The 21,299-nt window shown below is 43.0% G+C and carries 21 protein-coding genes; 10 read left to right on the top strand and 11 right to left on the bottom strand.

The features are described from left to right. The first annotated feature begins 1 nt into the window (after position 1). The 7 genes from cobG (at position 2) to arsH (ending at position 5,832) form a co-directional block, all read left to right on the top strand. On the top strand, positions 2-1,633 hold the full coding sequence (gene cobG, locus V7K84_RS23635; RefSeq protein ID WP_442940987.1) for a precorrin-3B synthase: 1,632 nt from the start codon (positions 2-4) through the stop codon (positions 1,631-1,633). Positions 1,634-1,681: 48 nt separating this feature from the next. After that, positions 1,682-2,308 (top strand): precorrin-8X methylmutase, encoded by a 627-nt coding sequence (locus tag V7K84_RS23640; RefSeq protein WP_334841625.1) that lies wholly within the window; start codon positions 1,682-1,684, stop codon positions 2,306-2,308. A 2-nt stretch (positions 2,309-2,310) separates the two neighbouring features. Further along, the gene (locus V7K84_RS23645) at positions 2,311-3,015 is read left to right on the top strand and encodes a precorrin-2 C(20)-methyltransferase (RefSeq protein WP_094350610.1); all 705 of its coding nucleotides are present in this window, start codon (positions 2,311-2,313) and stop codon (positions 3,013-3,015) included. An 81-nt stretch (positions 3,016-3,096) separates the two neighbouring features. Beyond that, positions 3,097-3,423, top strand: coding sequence for an ArsR/SmtB family transcription factor (locus V7K84_RS23650; RefSeq protein ID WP_334841626.1), 327 nt, complete (start codon positions 3,097-3,099; stop codon positions 3,421-3,423). A 195-nt stretch (positions 3,424-3,618) separates the two neighbouring features. Further along, positions 3,619-4,683 carry an ACR3 family arsenite efflux transporter gene (gene arsB, locus V7K84_RS23655; protein WP_334841628.1) on the top strand — a complete coding sequence of 355 codons (1,065 nt, stop codon included), beginning with the start codon at positions 3,619-3,621 and terminating at the stop codon, positions 4,681-4,683. 31 nt (positions 4,684-4,714) lie between these two features. Continuing rightward, a complete protein-coding gene (gene arsC / locus V7K84_RS23660) occupies positions 4,715-5,167 on the top strand; it encodes an arsenate reductase, glutathione/glutaredoxin type (RefSeq protein ID WP_334841630.1) in 453 nt (150 codons plus the stop codon). Continuing rightward, positions 5,164-5,832 carry an arsenical resistance protein ArsH gene (gene arsH, locus V7K84_RS23665; protein WP_334841631.1) on the top strand — a complete coding sequence of 223 codons (669 nt, stop codon included), beginning with the start codon at positions 5,164-5,166 and terminating at the stop codon, positions 5,830-5,832. The genes arsC and arsH overlap by 4 nt, the downstream gene beginning before the upstream one ends. 71 nt (positions 5,833-5,903) lie before the next feature. Here the strand turns inward: arsH and V7K84_RS23670 are convergent, their stop codons facing one another. The 6 genes from V7K84_RS23670 to V7K84_RS23695 all read right to left on the bottom strand — a co-directional run bounded on the left by V7K84_RS23670 (position 5,904) and on the right by V7K84_RS23695 (position 12,934). Next, positions 5,904-6,590, bottom strand: a complete 687-nt coding sequence (locus tag V7K84_RS23670; protein ID WP_334841632.1) for a PHP domain-containing protein — start codon at positions 6,588-6,590, stop codon at positions 5,904-5,906. A gap of 605 nt (positions 6,591-7,195) precedes the next feature. After that, positions 7,196-8,332 carry an AIR synthase related protein gene (locus V7K84_RS23675; RefSeq protein WP_334841633.1) on the bottom strand — a complete coding sequence of 379 codons (1,137 nt, stop codon included), beginning with the start codon at positions 8,330-8,332 and terminating at the stop codon, positions 7,196-7,198. Positions 8,333-8,425: 93 nt separating this feature from the next. After that, positions 8,426-8,632, bottom strand: a complete 207-nt coding sequence (locus tag V7K84_RS23680) for a hypothetical protein (RefSeq protein WP_099099470.1) — start codon at positions 8,630-8,632, stop codon at positions 8,426-8,428. A 302-nt stretch (positions 8,633-8,934) separates the two neighbouring features. Next, entirely contained in the window at positions 8,935-9,537 is a 603-nt protein-coding gene (locus V7K84_RS23685) for a superoxide dismutase (RefSeq protein ID WP_322671464.1), read from the bottom strand. Positions 9,538-10,037: 500 nt separating this feature from the next. Continuing rightward, positions 10,038-11,645, bottom strand: coding sequence for a bifunctional pantoate--beta-alanine ligase/(d)CMP kinase (locus V7K84_RS23690; protein ID WP_334841636.1), 1,608 nt, complete (start codon positions 11,643-11,645; stop codon positions 10,038-10,040). A 185-nt stretch (positions 11,646-11,830) separates the two neighbouring features. Further along, positions 11,831-12,934, bottom strand: coding sequence for a septal ring lytic transglycosylase RlpA family protein (locus tag V7K84_RS23695; protein ID WP_334841637.1), 1,104 nt, complete (start codon positions 12,932-12,934; stop codon positions 11,831-11,833). Positions 12,935-13,833: 899 nt separating this feature from the next. Between V7K84_RS23695 and glsA the strand changes: the two genes are divergently transcribed. Together glsA and V7K84_RS23705 are read left to right on the top strand one after the other, a co-directional pair. Beyond that, on the top strand, positions 13,834-14,817 hold the full coding sequence (gene glsA, locus V7K84_RS23700; RefSeq protein WP_334841639.1) for a glutaminase A: 984 nt from the start codon (positions 13,834-13,836) through the stop codon (positions 14,815-14,817). Between the two features lie 54 nt (positions 14,818-14,871). After that, positions 14,872-15,699, top strand: a complete 828-nt coding sequence (locus V7K84_RS23705) for a DUF1963 domain-containing protein (RefSeq protein WP_334841845.1) — start codon at positions 14,872-14,874, stop codon at positions 15,697-15,699. Between the two features lie 266 nt (positions 15,700-15,965). On the opposite strand, the gene V7K84_RS23710 is transcribed toward V7K84_RS23705, so the two are convergent. Beyond that, positions 15,966-16,781: a DUF1838 domain-containing protein gene (locus V7K84_RS23710; protein WP_334841641.1), complete on the bottom strand. Its 816-nt coding sequence runs from the start codon at positions 16,779-16,781 to the stop codon at positions 15,966-15,968. Between the two features lie 129 nt (positions 16,782-16,910). Further along, positions 16,911-18,095 carry an AbrB family transcriptional regulator gene (locus V7K84_RS23715; protein ID WP_334841642.1) on the bottom strand — a complete coding sequence of 395 codons (1,185 nt, stop codon included), beginning with the start codon at positions 18,093-18,095 and terminating at the stop codon, positions 16,911-16,913. Between the two features lie 228 nt (positions 18,096-18,323). Here V7K84_RS23715 and V7K84_RS23720 point away from each other — a divergent pair, with 228 nt between their 5' ends. Further along, a complete protein-coding gene (locus V7K84_RS23720; RefSeq protein ID WP_334841644.1) occupies positions 18,324-18,617 on the top strand; it encodes a DUF5678 domain-containing protein in 294 nt (97 codons plus the stop codon). Here V7K84_RS23720 and V7K84_RS23725 read toward each other — a convergent pair. From V7K84_RS23725 to ycf46, 3 genes are all read right to left on the bottom strand, one after another. Continuing rightward, positions 18,609-18,809, bottom strand: a complete 201-nt coding sequence (locus tag V7K84_RS23725) for a hypothetical protein (protein WP_334841645.1) — start codon at positions 18,807-18,809, stop codon at positions 18,609-18,611. The two genes, V7K84_RS23720 and V7K84_RS23725, sit on opposite strands and share 9 nt — an antisense overlap. Before the next feature lie 477 nt (positions 18,810-19,286). Beyond that, positions 19,287-19,637, bottom strand: a complete 351-nt coding sequence (locus V7K84_RS23730) for a DUF1257 domain-containing protein (RefSeq protein ID WP_094350625.1) — start codon at positions 19,635-19,637, stop codon at positions 19,287-19,289. Positions 19,638-19,778: 141 nt separating this feature from the next. Next, positions 19,779-21,290: a stress-responsive protein Ycf46 gene (gene ycf46, locus V7K84_RS23735; protein WP_179065078.1), complete on the bottom strand. Its 1,512-nt coding sequence runs from the start codon at positions 21,288-21,290 to the stop codon at positions 19,779-19,781. Positions 21,291-21,299 lie beyond the last annotated feature (9 nt).

A 21,299-nucleotide genomic window follows, 5' to 3' on the forward strand; every position in this document is an offset into this window, starting at 1 on the left:
GATGTCCTCAAGACACACTCACCGTCTACTCCCTGCGTTGCACGGGGAAGGAGTTCTAAGTTTGGTTTCTGGATTTGCCACTTGTCCTGGCTTGTTTTATGCTACTCCCGCCGCAGATGGTATATTATCTCGCGTTAGAATACCAGGTGGAATTATTAGTAGTCAGCAGTGCCGTGCGATCGCAGATACAGCAGAACAGCATGGTGGCGGTTATATAGATGTGACTAACCGAGCTAACCTGCAAGTTCGTGAAATCCGCACGGGGATAAATGCTGAGGTTCTGAAGTACCTACAAAATATGGGATTGGGTTCTGACAATACTGTTGTAGACCAAATCCGCAATATTATGACCAGTCCAACTGCTGGTATCGATCCCCAAGAATTAATCGACACTCGCCCCTTTGTCCAAGGTTGGGATGATTATATTGCAGAACATCCGGCGCTTTCGGGACTGTCGGCCAAATTTAGCGTTTGCTTTGATGGTGGTGGGATAATTCAGGTGTGCGATCGCTTGAATGATATCGCCTTTGCAGCTGTCTTAGTTGATGGTAGTGTTTACTTTCGCCTCTATCTCAGTGTCGGCAAGAAGGGTCAACCGCCCAGCGATACGGGAATTTTGTTATCACCAGAGGACTGTTTGCCCGTCTTAGCAGCTTTGGCGGATGTCTATCTAACTTATAGTCATCCTACGAGTAAGCGACGGCTACGTCTAAGAGAGTTATTGAATACTTTGGGTTGTGAAAATTATCTTCAGGAAGTTGAGCAGCGTTTACCTTTTTCTCTTTTATGCAGTGAAATCAGAAAAGACCTAACCCCCCAACCCCCTTCCCTACGAGGGAAGGGGGAGAAATTCTCTCCTCTCCTTGTAGGAGAGGGGTTGGGGGAGAGGTCAGATACGAAATATCAGCATATTGGCATCCATCCCCAACGTCAGCAAGGCTTATTTTACATTGGTGTCGTATTGCCGCTTGGGCGATTGGAAAGTAGACAGATGCGGGGTTTAGCAGATTTAGCAGCAAAATATGGTAGTGGAACTCTCAGGCTAACCCCTTGGCAAAATTTGCTCCTTACAGATATTCCTCAGCAATGGGTTGCTAATGTCCAAACTGAAATTGCTTTATTAGAATTAGATTCCTCTGCAACCAATATCAAAGGTGGATTAGTTGCCTGTTCTGGAAAAAAGGGTTGCGCCGCTTCTGCCACTGACACAAAAAGTCATGCGTTGGCATTGGCAGAATATCTTGAAACTCGCGTTACTCTCGATTACCCAGTTAATATCCACTTTAGCGGCTGTGAAAAATCTTGTGCCCAACATAGCAATAGTGATATTACTCTCCTCGGTGTCAGCATTGAGGCTGAAAATACAACCGTGGAAGGCTATCACGTTTATGTTGGTGACAGCAATCAGAAATTCGGACGCGAACTATATCAATATGTAACTTTTGCCGAACTACCTGCATTAATAGAGCGGATGCTATATGTATATAAAATTCAACGCTTAAATTCTGATGAGTCCTTTGGGAAATTTGCTAATCGATTTGCACTGGCACAATTACAGCAATTATTTAATATTTTTCCTCAATCATTTGTGAATAACAAGATTCCTAAGTTTTTAGAGAAGTTGGCAATCTAAGCCTTTTGATTTTTATATGTCAATCCAAAATTTAAAATCCCAAATTTAATGCCCGACTATATCCGAGATGCCAACGAAATTTACCGTAATTCCTTTGCAATTATCCGGTCAGAAGCGAAGCTAGATGTGCTGCCACCAGATGTAGCAAAAGTTGCTGTGCGTCTAATTCATGCCTGTGGGATGACGGATATTGTAACAGACTTGGGATATTCACCAATAGCAGTACAATCCGCAAGGGCAGCACTGGCAAATGGAGCGCCAATTCTGTGCGATTGCCGGATGGTTGCCGATGGCGTTACCAGACGGCGGTTGTCTGCAAACAATCAAGTTATCTGTACCCTTAACGAACCAGAAGTGCCAGAACTTGCCCAGCGTATGGGTACTACAAGATCGGCGGCAGCTCTCGAATTATGGCGATCGCACCTGGAAGGCTCAGTAATTGCAATTGGGAATGCGCCCACAGCCCTGTTCCGACTGTTAGAAATGCTCGATGCAGGAGCGCCTAAACCTGCGATTATCTTAGGCTTTCCAGTGGGGTTTGTCGGTGCAGCGGAATCAAAAGCCGCACTGGCAGCAGATAGCAGAAATGTACCATTTTTAACCTTACACGGTCGGCGCGGTGGAAGTGCGATCGCGGCAGCAGCAGTTAACGCCCTGGCAACGGAGGAAGAATGAATATGCAACCCAAAGGTCGTCTTTATGGAATTGGTGTCGGTCCAGGCGATCCCGAACTATTGACTCTGAAAGCACTGCGGCTATTACGTGCGGCTCCAGTGGTAGCCTATCAATCAGCCACAGATAAAGAAAGTATCGCTAGAGCGATCGTGGCGCAGTATCTTCCTGGCAATCAAATCGAGGTACTATTTCACCTCCCCCGCGCTTTGGAACCGGAAAAGGCCAAGTCTATTTATGACAACGAAATTCAACCAATCGCCGACCATTTAGCAGCCGGTCGAGATGTCGTAGTGTTATGCGAGGGCGATCCATTTTTCTATGGTTCCTTTATGTACCTGTTCACGCGGTTATGCGACCAATACGAAACAGAAGTTGTCCCCGGAGTTTCCTCGCTGATGGCTTGTCCGGTAGCCTTGGGTGTACCTTTCACCTACTACACTGATATTCTCACAGTCTTACCCGCCCCATTGCCAGCAGAAGAACTGACAACACATCTGCTGATGACCGATGCAGCCGCAATTATGAAACTAGGTCGTCACTTTACCAAAGTACGAGATATCCTGCATAAATTAGGGCTAGCGTCACGAGCAAGATATATTGAGCGGGCATCAACATCACAGCAACGTATCATCCCTCTAGATGAAGTCGATCCAGCCGAAGTACCCTATTTCTCAATGATTGTGATTCCAACTAAGAATCGACTATAGACTGACTTTTTCTTTTTAGTTAAGGTATTGTTTAACTGATGATTGAGACTTTACCATAAAAAAATACTTCAAGAAAAGTTGATGGCTTCTAATAGCACCTTCACTCCTGATACGATCGCTGCTGGCTTTCATGCCCTGTCTGACCCCCTACGGATTAAGGTATTAGAACTGCTGCGCTCTCAAGAACTATGCGTCTGTGACCTGTGCGACCATCTGGGAACCACTCAGTCTAAACTGTCTTTTCACCTCAAAACCTTGAAAGAAGCGGGTTTAGTTCGCGCTCGTCAAGAAGGGCGCTGGATTTACTACAGCCTCAATCTACCGCAGTTTGCTGTCTTAGAGCAGTATTTAGCAGAATTCCGCCGCTTTAGCCCCATATTACCTATTCGTCCCCCCTGCGATCCTTAAATACTCATCAATTTTTTTTGTAATATTTTGTTTAATTTTAGTTTTATAGGCATTGACAAATCAACTTTTTTTGAAATGATAGATATATACTCTTGATATAACTCACGAATTTTAGATTTTCAATTTTGGATGTTGGATTGAATAATCTGAAATTCCTGCTCGAAGCTCCTGCATTCATGTATGGGGTTAATTGTCATGAACAAAAATACTTCAAAACGCCTCTCCTTTATTGACCGCTTCCTAACCTTATGGATTTTTTTAGCAATGGCGATCGGTATTAGTTTAGGCTATTTCTTTCCTGGAGTAGAAGCCTTTATCAATCAGTTCCAGGTGGGAGCAACCAATATACCGATCGCCATCGGGTTAATTCTGATGATGTATCCGCCCTTAGCCAAGGTGCGCTATGAAGAATTAGGGGATGTATTTCGCAACGGAAAAATTCTTGGTGTTTCACTAATTCAAAATTGGATTATTGGGCCAATTTTGATGTTTGCTCTGGCAGCTATCTTCTTACATGGTTATCCAGAATACATGACGGGATTGATTTTGATTGGATTAGCCCGTTGTATTGCAATGGTAGTTGTGTGGAGTGACTTGGCACGAGGTAATACAGAATATACGGCTGGATTGGTTGCCTTTAACAGTATCTTTCAAGTCATCTTTTATAGTCCTTATGCCTGGTTTTTCATTACTGTACTGCCGCCACTATTTGGTTTACAAGGCAGTGTTGTTAATGTCAGCATTGCTGAGATTGCTAAAAGTGTGTTTATCTATCTCGGTATTCCTTTTTTAGCTGGATTTTTCACTCGTTACTTCTTAGTAAAAGTGAAAAGTAAGCATTGGTATCACGAGGAATTTGTACCTAAAATCAGCCCCATCACACTGATTGCTTTATTATTTACAATCGTCGTTATGTTCAGCTTGAAAGGGAATTTGATTGTTCAGATCCCCTTAGATGTGGTGAAGATTGCAATTCCGTTGATCGTCTACTTCTTCATCATGTTTCTGGTCAGCTTTTACATGGCTTGGCGCGTTAAGACGGACTATTCAAGAGCCGCAAGTGTCGCGTTTACATCGGCAGGAAATAATTTTGAACTAGCGATCGCAGTGGCGATCGCAGTATTTGGCATTAATTCGGGTGTTGCTTTTGCCGCCGTTGTCGGGCCTCTGGTGGAAGTGCCTGTATTGATTGGTCTGGTTAATGTGGCTTTCTGGTTTGAAAAACGTTATTTTTCGCCATCTGAATCGAAAACCTTTTAAATTTAGTCAAATTATTCAGAGGATTTGAACCATGAAACGTGTGATGTTTGTCTGCAAAAAGAATTCTGCCCGTTCCCAAATGGCGGAAGGTTTTGCTAAAACTCTTGGTAAAGGAAAGATTGCAGTGATTAGCTCTGGTTTAGAAGCAAGTCAGGTCAGATCGGAAGCGATCGCCACTATGAAAGAAATTGGTATCGACATTACCGCTCAACACTCCAAACCCCTCAGTGATTTTCAAGCGAAAGACTTTGATGTAGTGATTTCTTTGTGTGGCTGTGGCGTGAATTTGCCGCCAGAGTGGGTTATGCGAGAAGTATTTGAAGACTGGCAGTTAGACGATCCAGCAGAGCAACCAGAAATTTTTCCTAGAGTCCGCGATGAGATTAAAAAACGGGTGACTCAACTAATTGAGTATATAGAAAATCCAACATACAAATCTGATGTTGAATTGCGAGAGTTGGAGGAGAATAAGCAATTACCATGACGACATTTGATCGTTCCCCCAGAATTTTGTTTTTGTATGGTTCCCTGCGCGAGCGTTCCTATAGCCGCCTCTTGGCAGAGGAAGCAGCACGCATCATTGAAGAATTTGGCGCAGAGGTAAAGTTTTTCGATCCCCGCGAACTGCCGATTTACGGCAGCGTACCTGACAGCCACCCAAAGGTGCAGGAGTTACGCCAATTAAGCCTGTGGTCAGAAGGACAGGTTTGGTCTAGTCCAGAACTGCACGGTCAAATTTCTGGCATTATGAAAAACCAAATTGATTGGATTCCGCTCAGTATCGGAGCCGTTCGCCCGACTCAAGGGAGAACTCTGGCTGTGATGCAAGTGAGTGGCGGATCTCAGTCTTTCAACGCTGTCAACACATTAAGAATTATTGGGCGCTGGATGCGGATGTTTACTATCCCGAATCAATCTTCAGTGGCTAAAGCATACGAGGAGTTTCATGAAGACGGCACTATGAAGGATTCGCCCTACCGCGATCGCGTTGTCGATGTGATGGAAGAACTTTACAAATTTACTTTGCTATTGCGTGACAAAGTTGATTATCTCACAGACCGCTATAGCGAACGTAAGGAAAAAGCTGCCAAAGAGACAATCAAGATAGCCTCTCAATCTCTTGAAATTAACTCTAATAAAACAAATTGACTATTGAGCATCCAAAAAAAGATAACCTCCTGGCAGATTGAACCAGGAGATTTAAAAAAATTGATTCATCTTTACAAGCGTTGTAGCAGACTCAAACCGTGGCTATCAGTACCACAGGTATTGAAAAGAAAGTATTCATCAGCCAACTTTTGCACTTGTTCTGATTCCAATACGCTGGGTTTCCAAGGGTTAGGGTTATTGTAGGCGTAGAAAGTTTCCACGCCATCGATGCCCTTTTCTGCCGCCGCTGGAATCAAGTCGAAATGCGATCGCTTGTAACGAGCTGGATGAGCCAGAACTGCCAATCCCCCAGCTTCATGAATAGCGGCAATCACGTTACTTGCCTGATATTCTTGCCCTGTAGTCGGCCTTCTTTGCAGATAGGGTTTCATACTAGGGTGTTCTGTTGCAAAAGCGTAAGCCAAAATGTGAACTTCTATATTCAAAAGGTTGGCATTGATTTCCACGCCACTCCACAGGTGAGGAGTGGTTGCATGAGGATTATTCCACTTCCAATCTTCTAACCAAGCAAGGGCCGCTTGATAGCCGACAATACCATGATGATCGGTGATAGCTAACCCTTTTAACCCAATAGCGATCGCCTGCTCCATCAATGCACTCGGCTGCAACTTGCCATCCGAGAAGACAGTGTGCATGTGAAAGTTGAATAACTTTGGACAACTATGTGCATCAATGTTACGGAATACTTGCTTTAAAAGTTCTGCCGAAGTTGTAGTACGGGCCAAATTTACAACCATAACCCCCTCTGAAGAAAATATATATTCTTAACACACCAAAACGCCACATCTCTGGATGAGAAAGAACCAACACTAAAAATTAGTATCGGCTGCTACTTTCTCAGCAAATTTTTCAATATGTTAAGACTACGTTAGCAAATCTTAATCTCAGTGGTCATGGGTGATTAGCACTACTTTTAGATTAAGTGGTAGTAAATATTACATCCAAAATTTTATAAATGTGCCTATAGCATCTGTGTTACATGACTTAGAAAATAAAGGTTTAGTAGAGTAATAATCTCTAATAAGCCTGAAATGTAAATTGCTTTTGTGTGTAAAAAATATTATTTATCTCAGTAATTACAGCTTTTTATGACTTTAGCGTAGGCGTAGCCCGCACTTCTCTACGTTCGCGCAGCGTGTCGCAGACAGACGCTGCGCGTAGCTTGCTTCCACGTTCGCGGAGCGAGTGTGGTACGACACGGTTCGACTCCGGCTCCATCGAGCGAAGCCGAGATGCTCACCAGCCGCTCTGTTACCACCGCAGGCATCGCATAATTGAGTCTACAATAACTTCGATAAAACCAGCGATGTCTACGACGGGCTATGCCTACGCTTGGGTTGGATTATACCCCTCGCGCAATTCCAAAAGAATCTCCCTTCAAGGTGACTCCAAGGGGTTCTATCACTACCTCGCGGGAAAGAGACGCTTCAACTCTTCCAGCGATCGCAGCCGAAAGTTGATGTTCTCTTGCAAGTAGGACAATTCTCTCTGCATCCTGTTCAGACTCTGTATAGAATGCGAATCCTGCACCGTAATTGAACACCGAAAGCATCGTCTCGGCCCCGCCCTCAAGATGACTCTCAACAAATGTAAATATCTCTGGTACTGGGAGCATTGTTTCGATAACGTACCGAAGCGGCTTCACCGACCGCATCAGTTTTTGCCAGCCATGACCAGTGATATTCTCCATCGCCGTGGGACGAATTCCTTCGCCAAGCACTGCCTGTACAAGGGGCGTGTAGAGATACGAAGCAGCATTCATCGCTTCCCAGAACTCCTGCCCACTCGGAAGTTTTGTTCTATAACCATCAGGGAGCGACTCAGCAAGCTTTCGTAGTGGGGTAAAACCGTTCTCATGCGGCCCCGAACTTTCGACGAGAACAATAGTATTTCCGACATCCAGACGCGAGCTATCAATAGGAGCGACACCAGGGGGCATAACCCCAAAAACCGAGCCGGCGATATCGAGCCGCCCTGGAATCATCTTGGTTTTTAGTTGAGGAGTTTCCCCTGAGAGATACACACATCCCACTCGTTTGCAGCCCTCAACTACTCCATCCAGAAACCCATCAAGGAAAGCGGGGGTAAAAATTGTTTCGGGAGTACTCGAAGGCAGATAAAGACCGAGAAGTATAGTCTGCATACCTGAAGTTGCGGCATCGTTCGTCAGACACGAAATAATCTTGATACCAATATTCCACCAGAATCGTCGAAGTTCTTCTTCGGAAAGATCGTCAGGGCGGGTATCATCTGCGGTGCCTAGTCCTTCCGGCACAAGTGTCATCGAAAGTTCTCTAGCCCCCACCTCCAGAAAGGGAGCGAGGTTAAAGCTGAAAGCGTTGGCGCTTGCTCCCAGACCTGACGCGGGGACGATGCCATAAGCGCTTGCAAAGCCAAGTGTGCGTTTTGCAGCATCGATGAAGCGTCGTTTTGCAGCATCGAGAGTATCGTAATCGACTTGATCGAGAGCTTGAGCCATCAGGTTGCGTTTTAAGTTAGGAGTTAGGAGTTAGGAGTTAAAAGTTAGGAAAACTCATAACTCATAACTCATAACTCCTCACTTTAAAATACCTCAAAATACCTCATCTTCAATACCGCGCCACCATTCACCTAATTTCATCAAGTCTTGGTAAATATCTTCTAATTCTTTGGTATAAACATCGTTTGTCAGAGTGGCTCGACGCTCTTGCAATTTTTTGAGACGCAGTTGTACCAATACCCAAGGTTTAGAGATGCTATTCGTTGCTTCGATGTATTGCGCTAGTTCTTTGCTATCCATATATTTTATATTTTGATTTCTCCACCATCCCCTCAAGACCTAACCAAAAACAGTCACGATACTAGTACAATGTCAAGCTAGTTTTCAGGGTTTGTAGTAAGCACTAAAGTGCTTAGGAAATAAGGACTAAAGTCCTTACTACGAAATCGCTTACCCATCAATTAAAACTTGACTGACTACTGTCGTGACTGCTGACAAAGGTGTTAAGTGAATTATTTTTACTTTACATATCTGGCATAAGCTACGTAGCTGCAAAGTAGCTGGCTAAAGTACATCGCAGCCAGTTCAAAACTGCCAAGTAATTAAGCTTTAGCCAAGTTTTCAGCAGCAAAGTCCCAATTTACCAAGTTTTCTAGGAAATTCTTGATGAACGCTGGACGGGCGTTTTTATAGTCAATGTAGTAGGCGTGTTCCCAAACATCCAAGGTTAGGAGTGCCTTTTTACCATGAGCTAGGGGATTTTCTGCATTTGGTGTTTTGATCACCTTCAGCGTACCACCATCATCGATCAGCCAAGACCATCCACTGCCGAATTGAGTTGCAGCCGCGTTAGAGAACTCTTCCTTGAATTTGTCAAAGCTACCAAAATCTTTATCAATTTTGGCTGCGAGTTCACCTGTGGGTGTGCCACCACCTTGTGGTTTCAAAGAATTCCAGAAGAAGGTGTGGTTCCAAACTTGGGCAGCGTTGTTGAAAATTCCCACCTTAGAGGAGTCTTGGAAGGAAGTTTTAATCACTTCTTCCAGGGACTTATCAGCAAGTTCTGTACCTTCAGTGAGCTTGTTGAGGTTGTCTACATAAGCTTTGTGATGCTTGCCGTAGTGATACTCAAAAGTTTCAGCTTTCATGCCAAAAGGCTCTAGAGCATCTTTTTCAAAGGGTAGTGGGGGCTGTACAAATGCCATTGTGTCAAATCCTCTCTTTACCGGTTTCTAGTTTGTAAGCTATTGCAGAAGTTTGGAAAATTAATAGCTTTTATTTTTAGAGGTTTTATGCCTTTTGATTAGTGAAACATAAAACTTAACATCGTCATTCTACTACCAAAGTGAAGACGGAAACAAAGTACTTTGTTGATAAGTCAGATCGCTAGCAATTCCTGACTATAAATAAAAATGACTAATATATAACGAAAGGCCAATAACTAAATAGCATTTAGCAATTAAAACTTTAATACTTCTATCTTTAGTAGGATTAATTACGATTTTAAAAATCAGTCGAAAGCGAGATGATTTAATATTTAAATAAACGTAATATTTATTTACATCAAAAATATTAATTCTTAAAGAAAATAGCCAGCAGTCAAATTATATATTTTTTATTTTTAAAATAATTTTGAGGATGGTAAGTGAATAATCGCTCACCCACCACCCTTTGAAACAAAAAAACTAACAGCAAGTACGAGTAACTAACACTGAGATAAACGCTGTTGGTAATAGTTAACGATTTGTGCCGTGACTTCAGACACGTCCAAACCATCAGTTTGAAGTTCGATCGCATCTGCTGCTTTCTGCAAAGGAGAAACCTTGCGTGTACTATCTTTCCAGTCACGTTCGGCGATGTCGTGTTCCAACTGCTCTAAACTCACTTCAGGTAGACCTTGGATGTTAAAGTCTTGCTGGCGGCGACGGGCGCGTTCGCCGACAGAAGCAGTTAAGAAGATTTTAACTTCGGCATCGGGAAATACGTGAGTACCAATATCCCGACCTTCAGCAACTAAACCACCTCTCTTACCCCAGCTTTGCTGTTGTTTAACCAGTGCTTGACGGACAGCGCTTTGTGCCGCGATCGCAGATACAAGAGAAGTTACCTCAATGGTGCGAATTACCTGGGTAACATCAGTACCGTCAATCCAAACCCGCACGGACGATTGTAAATCCTCGGTGGGAGTAAGTTCAATTTTACACTGATTAGTTAATTCGGCGATCGCACACTCATCGTCAATAGCAATTCCCTTTTGCAGTACTAACCAAGTGACAGCACGGTACATTGCTCCTGTATCTAAATACACTAAACTCAGATTTGCTGCCACTTGCCGCGCCACTGTGGATTTTCCAGCACCAGCTGGGCCATCAATAGCGATAATGGGTTGACGATCGCGCAATATGATATTGTCAATCAAACGTGTAGCACCAAGACGAGCTGCGATCGCCAACATTCCTTCCTCCTCAACTTTTTCTAAAGACATTAACGTAGTCGGTTCAACCAATTCAATATATTCCACTGAGACCGTGCTGACCATTGCCACTTCTTGCTGTACCACTGCTATCAACTTGTTGCTATTGCGATCGCCTGCAATGAATGCAGCTTCAGCTTGTCGTAAACCCCGATATAACACCGCTGCTTGCTCTTTTGCCGTTGCAGTCAAATATTGATTGCGAGAGCTGAAGGCCAGACCCGACGCTTCCCGTACTATTGGACAAGCAACAATTTCTACTGGCAAATTTAAGTCAGCCACTAAGCGTTTAATAATTGCTAGTTGCTGACCATCCTTTTGACCAAAGTAGGCACGGTCAGGCTGTACCAAGTTGAAAAGCTTGGTAACAATCGTAGCGACACCTTGAAAGTGACCCAGCCGAGAACGACCACACAAGCCTGTCATCATAGCAGATGGGGGGATAACTTGTGTAACCTTTGATTCTTGTATACTCTTCTGCGGAACTGCCATCTCTTCAGGACTCGGTGCAAAAATTGCATCTACCCCAGCTTGTTCGCAAAGTTGTTGGTCTTGCTCTAAAGTGCGGGGATAGCGTTGATAATCCTCATTAGGAGCAAATTGCAGGGGATTGATGAAAATACTCACAATCACCGTAGAATTTTCGTGCCGCGCCCGTTGGATTAAGCTTAAATGACCTTGATGCAAATTTCCCATCGTTGGCACCAGACCGACTGCCGTCTGATACCAGCCAGTCATCTCATCTAGTCTCAGATCCTCAGTAACCGCAATTAGCTTGTTTTCTGAGCAGCGTTTAGTTAAATAGCAGCGTAAAGCTGCGACTGTTGTCAGCAGGCGCACAAAAATACCCCTAGTTCTTATCGATCCCTCCCCCGTTAGTTTATATCTGAAATAGAGGGAAGAGTTGATTGAACTAGGGGAATTAAGTGATACGGAACTGGGATTGAGGTTAGGGGAAAGGTTATAGGTAATAGGCGATAGGGAATAATTTTTCCCCTGTAACCTGTAACCTGTAACCTACTCGATTATTTACCCAAAACTTCAATATGCACTGGTGCAACTCCACTGCCCATCATTCCCAAAATTCGAGCCGCGCCGGCAGACACGTCAATGACTCGACCTCGAATGAATGGACCTCGGTCATTAATCCGCAGCACTACGGAACGACCGTTGCGAGTGTTAGTTACACGCACTTGCGTACCAAAGGGTAAACTACGATGAGCGGCAGTCATTGCTTCTGGATTAAATCTCTGACCGCTAGCAGTGCGATTACCAGAACCGTCATAGCCGTAATAAGAAGCCATGCCTCTCAGGGTGGCTCGCACTACTCCGACGGCAACCTGTTGAGGTAGCTTTGATATTGATATTTGTTGACGTACTGGTAAATTTGCAATCTCTTTTAGGGGAGATGCATTGCCTAGTAGTCTTCGCAAGCGATTGGTTGCTTGCAATGCATCTTGCGCTAGATCGTTGGTACTACCTGCTAATCGCGTACCTTCGCTGATTTCGACCAACTCTTCGCCATTAATTTTAATTACATAGCGATCGCCATTTTGTTGGACAGGAACGCTTTTGTTTTGCGCTCGATCGGCAGTAGATTTTTCCCCTGCTTTCCAACTGACGGTAATCTTACTCCCGTCTACGTTTTCCCGATTCAACTGGTTGATCTTAGCTGCTATTACACCAGCTATCTGAACCGGGTCATTGTCAGCGGAGCTAATCTGGTTACTGGCATCTGTTAGGTTCCCAGTATTTAATGCATTTGATGAATTGCTAGCAATAAGGGCGTACCCTTGTACGCCCCCAGTATTGCCAATTGCACCAACTTTTTTAGTCTCAAGATTCGTATTTGATACAGAACTCAAAAAGGTGAGAACAGGTATATTTTTGATAAAAAGGGTTGCCGCCTTACGTCCTCTAATGTTGTGAGGATGAATTTCTGTAATCACAGCATCCAAGGTTTGTTTCCCTGCTGTTGATTGGTACTCTCCCACCTTAACCACATCAGGGGCAGGTGATTTTTGGGATGCTAGCGCATTTCCTTTGGTGGTTTGAGTGCAACCGACTGATGGTATTCCCAAAACAGTCAGAAACAGGGCAACAATAGTCCACAAATGTCTTTGATTCATGCGTCCGTTTTTGAAAGCGACTGTAGAACTTAAAGTTTTATAACTTGTGGGATTGATCGCTAATGAAAGTGATTTCCCTTTTGAAAAACTCGAACTCGTTCCGTTTTCACTTTGTTCTTTATAACTGCAACAGACTAACACGAACCTTTTGGCTTGGGGATCAGGGTTTTAGCGTAACTATCGGCCACTTTCTCAAATTCCCATTCCAATTTGAAGGTCGAAACCTTTCTCAAAAGCGGGCTTTGGCTATGTAACGCTTTTTTCCGTAAGTCAAAAATTTCTTAAAAAAACTTTACGCTTATTTCACACGAAAGTAGCGATACCCTATTCACATCACTTCTAAAGGCTCGCAACTACTCGTGTATTCTAGATCACATTGTTTTTGGCTATTTCCTATAAGACGGTAATATAACTTTAATTAAATGGCATCGGCATAAATACTTAAAATCATTTATTTAAGGAAATATTTAGATTTAACTATGAATAAGTCGTGATATGAGTTACATCTTAAAAAATTATGCAAATTAGTTTGAGTCTAATATCTTTTTTCTAAGTTTTTTCTACTTACATCAATCATTACTTTTATTCTCCACAACTAGACTGATATTGGTGATAAATATAACTTTTGCTAACCGTATTGCTGAGTATAAAAAAAAGGACGATACCCAAGTTAATATTTTTCAGGATTAATGACTTAAAAATTAAGAAAACTTTGCGATCGCTTAAACAACATCTGTTGCATGTCACAAAAATTACATCTTATCTTGTTTATCTTCAGTAATTGCTCAAGTATGATTTTTTAGAGCAAGCTATTTTTGACAAAATCTTTGTAACAGTAGGGATGTACACCTGCACCTCTTCTATATATAGTAGGTATTTTGGGAAATGCCATCAGCCTAATGACAAACCAAGTACATCAAGGAGATTTAGAAATAGAAGCATCGCCATTAAAAGCTGTTCTCAACGAATTGCATTCCCAATACCAGTCACTGCGGGAGGGTGCAGTAGCGAAATACATTCCCGAACTGGCAAAGGTAAACCCGGATTTGTTCAGCATTTGCATTGTGACAGTAGATGGTCGGGTTTACAAAGTTGGGGACTACGAGCAACTTTTTACTATTCAGTCAATTTCTAAGGTGTTTGCTTATGGACTTGCCTTAGAAGATCATGGACTGGATTATGTTTTGACGAGAGTGGGCGTGGAACCGACAGGGGATGCATTCAACGCGATTGTTTTGGATGAGCAATCGAAGCGACCTTATAATCCAATGGTAAACGCAGGAGCGATCGCGACCACTAGCTTAATCAAAGGTTCCGGCCCAACTGAACGCCTCAATCGGATGCTAGATATGTTTCGCCGATATATTGGCCGCGACGTATTCGTTGACATTTCAGTTTTTACCTCAGAACGCAGTACAGGGCATCGCAATCGCGCAATGGCGCATTTGATGCTCAACTTTGGCATGATTGACCGAAACATTGAAGAGGCGTTGGATCTTTATTTCCAGCAGTGTGCTGTGATGGTGAATTGCCAAGACTTAGCGGTGATGGCGGCTACTCTGGCGAACAGAGGTATTAATCCCATCACCAAAGAACGGGCGGTAGATAAGCGTTACATCAAAGATATTTTGAGTGTTATGTATACCTGTGGGATGTACAACTTTGCAGGTGAGTGGGCTTATAAAATTGGGATTCCGGCGAAAAGCGGTATTTGTGGTGGGATTATCGCCGTTGTACCCAATAAGATGGGCATTGGCGTTTTTTCGCCCCTGCTGGATGTGCGTGGTAACAGTGTGCGGGGGGTAAAGGTGTGTGAAGAACTTTCCCAACGGTTAGGTTTACATCTATTTGAGTGTTCAGGTCAAGAGGTGAAATTTGAATAAATTAGAATACCTAAAAAAAAACTTAGCAATGTTAAACGTTTAGCTTGGAAACCAATCGTTCAAGAAGGTGATGGAGATTTAACTGTATCAAAGTTTGGTGGGAAACCTTGGCTAAATGTTGATGAAGAATGGCCACGTTGTCCAAACTGCGGCAAGCCGATACAGTTATTTTTACAACTTAATCTAGACGAGCTTCCGCAAAACTTAAACACTAAATTTGGCAATGGAATACTTCAATTCTTCTACTGCACAAATGAAATTATAGTAGAGCATGATACTGGATTGTATGGAAGAACAGTTGAAGAGTGCGAAACTTTAATGATGAACTTACCTCATGATATGCCAATCAAAGGAAGAATTGGTGTACATGTAGATTGGCAAGGAGATATTGGAAAGGTAAAAATTTTAGCTTGCGAACAAGATTGTGTAAGTGATTGTGAAGGATGGTCTCCATTTTCTAGATGTCAACTTGTTAGAATTTTCAAGCCCAAAATTCCTTCTGCATTTTTTGAAATTCCAGAAATAGGAAATTTGTTTGAACCTAAATTAATTGTTGGATGGAAAGAGGTAGATGACTATCCTAATTGGTTAGAAATCGATGACTTTGAAACCACGCTAGATGAAGATGAAAAAGATTTTTTAGATGAAATTTTAATGGAAGAACTTCATCAAGGTAGCGATAAATTAGCAGGTTGGGCTGATTGGGTACAATACCCTGAATATCCAGATTGCCCAATTTGCAAGCATCCAATGAATGAATCTCTATTTCAGTTTGAGTCAAATGAGAATATACCCTATATGTGGGGTGATGGAGGAGTAGGCTATATTGTTCAGTGCCCAGAGCATAAAGAAACAGTGGCTTTTTTCTGGCAATGTGCTTAAAGATCAATATAGTTGAGTTAAACATTTCGGTTCTTCTGTCTGTGTTCTCTGCGCCTCTGCGGCTTCTGCGTCGCTAACGTAATTAAGTTTTGCATTAGCGAACGCGAGTGCGTCTCGTTGAGCAGGATGCGTTCTTTGTTGTTTCCACAAAGGGGCAGGGGGCAGAACCCCATACATAAATTTAGGGCTGCTGAAACCCTTTTTGCAGGGTAATTCCAGTATCTTTCTCCCCTGCTAGCTGCAAGAACTGCCCCCCGCCTCTTCGATCAAAATTCTTCTGCTTGGGGAAGCGGGAAGATTTCACCAGCTAAATAAGACTGAAAGTGCTTTTGGAAGTACAACCAGGAAGTCATATCTTCCCCATCGCTTAATGCTTTTGGGGCTTGTTTATATAGAGGAATACGGTTACTAATTTCGTCTTGCAGCACTGGGGGCAGTTCTGTTAAACCATTGACTTTGCTGCCAACAGCACTGTAGATTAGTTGACCGGGGCGATCGCCCATTTTCATCCAGGGAAGCCATTGACCAATTCGATCCCAACTCAGTTTGAGTTCAGAAACTGATTTAAGTGCTGGGTTGAATAAATCTGCGGTTGGCACTGTTAATTTAAACAATTCCGCTGCCTGATAAATTGGATTTGGGCTATATTCGGCAAATTTGCGATCGTCTGCTAAGGGATTGGGGTAATAAGGAAATATATCAAAAACGAAGGTTGTGCTTTCACCATCTACTTGGGCGGGAAAATTTCCCTCAAACTTTCCCTGCACAGGATTATTGGCAACGTGAATCACCGGAACTGTCTCGCCTGTCCAAGGATTCTCCCATTTGGATAAAACCTCATCTGTTTTTGGGTTGAGGTAGTAAGTTAGTTCCCTAGAAGTAAAATCCCAACTACCTTCTGCTGTGGGAATACATCGGCTAACGCTTAATCCTAGCATTTTAAACAGGAGTTGTCTTTTCTCACCGGGAATAAAAGCGTAAATTTTACCTTTCCAAATCAGGAAAGTGGATTCGGTAGGGTCAAGGGAAGAACGAGTTTTAACCCAGTGCTGCGCTTCAAGTTCTTGAATTTGGGCAACCATCTAAAGCATCCTTAGTATTTGGATAACAAAAGAATAAGCTATCAGCATTCAAGTTGCATCTTTGTTATTAGTTATTTGTCATTTGTCAAAAACTAATGCCCCATGCCCCATTCCCAAAGCCTTCATCAATTAAACTGGTTCAGAAACCTGCTCATCTAGACGGCGAAACAAAAACACCCAAAGAGGCAGGGAACTGTTAATCGCAATTAGCCGCACTAAATGACCAGTTGTAACAATTTCAACATTATGATTCAATGTTAGGGAAACTAGGATCATTTCTGCCGATCCTCCTGGTGCTGTGACTAGCAGACAAGTTAACCAGTCCCAAGATGTTAATTGCATCGCAAGTATAGCAGCGATCGCTCCGGCTACGAGAGTCATCCCCACAGACATCAAGGCATAGGCGAAAGTCCGCTTTTTAAAGTTAGGTTTATCTCCCCAATATTCACCAATAGTAATTCCCAGGAGCATTTGACCCAATAAGTTTATTATTGGCGGCGGACTAAAGCTAATATCACCCACAAAAGGCAGCCAATGTAGCAAAGGATTAAACCCGATACCAATCAGCAATGCACCAAAGAAATCGCCGGCAGGAATTTTAAATAATATAGCTGGATAAACTACTAATCCAGTAACTAGCAGTACTAACAAGAGTAATTCTAGTTGAGATGGATCGAGATTGAGCCAAGCAGGGTTAATTGGAAGTGTTTGCGGATAGTAATTACCAGCTGATGTCCTAGCGATGAAGGGAATTAGAACAACTACACAGGTAACGCGAATCGCCTGAACTAGGGCAACCAAGCTAACATTTTTATTGTAATCGGCTGCGATCGCTGCCATAATTCCTACACCACCAGGAACTGTAGCCAGCATTGCTGTAAATAGGTTGGTTTTGCTGACGCGGGAGTAAATGTAACCGATACAGCTTCCACTCAGCAGCAAAAATAAAGTAAGAAAAATAAATATGGGAATACCGGAAGCAATACTAGCTAGATTAGCGTGGGCATTGGAAGCGCCGACAGTTAAGCCGACAAGTGCCATTCCCACTTTTCTAGCAGTGCGGTTAGGTTGGGGGGAATATTGATAAAAAATTCGACACCCTTGGAGAATCACTGTACCAGCTGCAATCCCGCCAAATATCCAGGCAATCCTGCCAATTTGGAACTTTGTGAGGAGTAAACCCAGAGGTAATGCCAGAAGCATTTCCAAGACAAGAACAATTAGTTGCTTTCCAAATAGCTGCTGTTTGGTAACAACAGGATTTTGATGAGTGTGTTCTTCCAGGCTGGGAGTAGCACTTAGACTTTGATTCATCGATACTAAGCTTTTTTTTAAGTCTAAGCTATAGGTGCAAAAGTGGATCTCCTGGGATGCGATCGCACTTTACCAGAAATAAGCAAAATGATACAAGTGAAGGGTTTTAGTTCTAGTGGTGAGTTTATTTTAGATTTAGATTTAAGTCAGGTTTGGTACCTCACCTCTTGCACCAGACAATTAAAATAGTGCCAGAGATATTCCACATCCACAGACAAAATTAAATATATGAACACAACTCCCTCTAAAAGAGAAATAGATGAAATGTTCAAGTGGTTAAATCGTAACCGCCAGATGTTATTAGATTTATATAAAAATCAATATATCGCTTACAATGCAAATGGAATAATTGCTCAAAGCGAGAACTTACGCGAAGTTTTAGCATTAGCTAATGCTGCGAAACAGCCTTTTTTAATTTACCTAGTTCCTCGTCGCACTGCTTCTATAGAAATAAATTTTACCAATTCGCTTGTATCCGTATCTGCGCCCGGACTTGTTCAAGAATCTGGCTCACTAGCTTAAAGGTTCAATCAACCCACGTTTGACAGCTTCGCTCAACGCAGTGGCTTTTCTTAAAAGTCCTTCTTGATAAATCTGTATCAAGCTTTGTAACTCTGAGCGATCGCCTTCACTAAGAGTATCTGATTGTTGGCGATCGAGCAGTTCGCTTAACCGAGCATCCTGTTCCGATTCCATTTGCAGTTCGGTCAGCACCAGGACTTTGGTATTGATGGGTATATAGATATTGTAAATGATGTAAGAGAGTTATATGAAATAGAGGAAGTTCGTAGCTATATTAAACAGATTGAATCAATCGTAAAGTATTGGTTCTTTTTTCTAGAGACATTCCCTACATCACACGGACTTAAACTATTCCTGAGTTGCAGATGTAGAATTCAAAAGTGTTCAGTAAATAAATTAGAAATTGATAGGAGAGATATGATGGAGTTCTTATCAAGAAACTTTGTTTGGTTGAATGAAATTACGGACAGGCTTGCAGTATCGCCGGAAGATAATCAACAGATATCAGAAGCTATATTGAAATACTTTAATCTGAATGCTTAGTTCAGTTCTAACTTTGAAAAAATAAAAATCAGGACTGAGAAATAAATCTCAGTCCCGATAAAAAAGCGGGCTAACCGCTATTTATATGGTTAACCCGTGCAGCTTTGGGAACGCGCAGAGAAATTGTTATTGCAATACCAACTTCACATTGGCGTTTTGCAGACCGCGCTGTTTCACTTCAGCCAAAGTTTTGTTAACGGCATACTTTTGGTTGATTGAGTTGATCAACTCGGTTTGGTTGTGCTTCTTAGCAACGCCCCACAAGTCAGCGATTAGGTCAAAAGAACCATCGCCATTGCGAGACCAGCCGAGGTCATATTCGCCTTCCAACACGGCAACGATGTCCGAACGGACACGCTGACCGTTATAACCACGGACATCAGCTTCAGTCTTTACGCTGATACCGAGGTCGCGCAAGGAAGCCTTGAGGATTTCGGCATCGGTGATTTTGGTACGCAGGGTGCTAAAGTGAGACATTTGGGTTTCCTCCAATGAGAAGATTGAGAAAAACGACAACGGTTTGTTTTGGGCGAAGCCGCGCTTAACAGGATGCGGCTTTTTTTATAACTGCTAGCATTTTCAGCTAGCCTTTCCCCCTGGGATGGCAGAGGAAAGCTTTTAAAACTCCATTCGCTGATATTCAGCTACGGAGGATGCTGCGGGGCGGGCGCGCTGTCTGGCCCAATCTCTCAGAGCCGTTACTTGTTCTTGCATCGTTCGAGACAGCGGCAATGTTGCCTTCAGTGCAGCAATAATATCTAGTTGGGTGAACTCCCGATCTTGGGCAAAAGCTTCATACATTGCCGCAACGATCGCTTGTTCAACTTCTGCCCCAGAAAAGCCATCAGACATCTTGGCTAATTGCTCAAGATCGAATCGAGAGATGTCTTCACGGCGTTTCGTCAGGTGAATATTGAAAATGTGTTGCCGTTCTTCCGGTGTTGGCAGATCGACAAAGAAGATTTCATCAAAGCGTCCTTTCCTCAAGAATTCCCCAGGTAAGCGTTCTACTCGGTTGGCAGTTGCCATCACGAACACTGGTGATTTCTTATCCTGCATCCAAGTGAGGAAAGAGCCGAAAATTCTACTTGAAGTCCCCCCATCAGAATCAGAGGAACCTCCACTACCAGCAAAGGATTTATCTAATTCATCGATAAACAATATCGCTGGGGAAATAGATTCTGCTGTTTTCAGGGCGTTTCGCAGATTTGCCTCACTTCGTCCCACCATTGAGCCGTCGTAAACTCGCCCCATATCTAACCGCAACAGTGGTAAACCCCACAGTCGGGAAGTAGTTTTGGCTATTAATGACTTACCGCAACCGGGAACTCCTAAAATTAACATCCCCTTTGGTTGAGGCAAACCATACTCTCTCGCTCTTTCTGTAAAAGCGTTAGAGCGTTGTTTGAGCCATCTTTTTAACTCTTCTAAGCCACCTACTGCATCAATGGTTTCATCTTCTTCGATGTATTCTAAGATGCCATTGCGCCGAATTAGTTGCTTTTTCTCAGATAAAACGATATCTACTTCATCTTCCGTCAAACGCCCTGTAGTTACCTGTGCCTTACGGTAGACTTTTTCAGCTTCATCTTTAGTTAGACCTAAAGCGGCTCTGAGAAGTTTTTCTCTGGCTTCTGTTGTCAGTCGGCGACCACGATTTTGGTCTATATGGTGAGTTAATACTTTGTTCAACTCAGCCATATCTGGCAATGTAAAGTCGAGAACGACAACTTCTTTTTCCAGTTCTATAGGTACTTGTTGCATTGGAGACATCAAAATGATGTTCTTTTGCATACCTTTGAAACTAGCGATCGCATCACGTAACGATCTGTTAGTCGCAGGCGCATCTATAAAGGGGTGTAAATCTTTAAGAATAAATATACTTGGTTCTTTCTGCCGAATTATCCACTCAATCGCCGCCTCTGGAGACACGGTATTATGTTGGGTGACATTCCGGGGTTGACCATACTCGACAATCCCGTGTGTTACTGTCCAAATAAATACTCGGCGCTGGGGCTTTAACAACTGGGCGATTGTGGAAACTGCTAGCTCGGCCCGCTCTTCCTCGGAGGTCACAAGGTAGATTAAAGGGTATTGAGCTTGAATTAGGATATTGAGCTCTTCTTTCATACTTCGACC

It is taken from the genome of Nostoc sp. (genome assembly GCF_036917315.1).
Taxonomy (GTDB): domain Bacteria; phylum Cyanobacteriota; class Cyanobacteriia; order Cyanobacteriales; family Nostocaceae; genus Nostoc.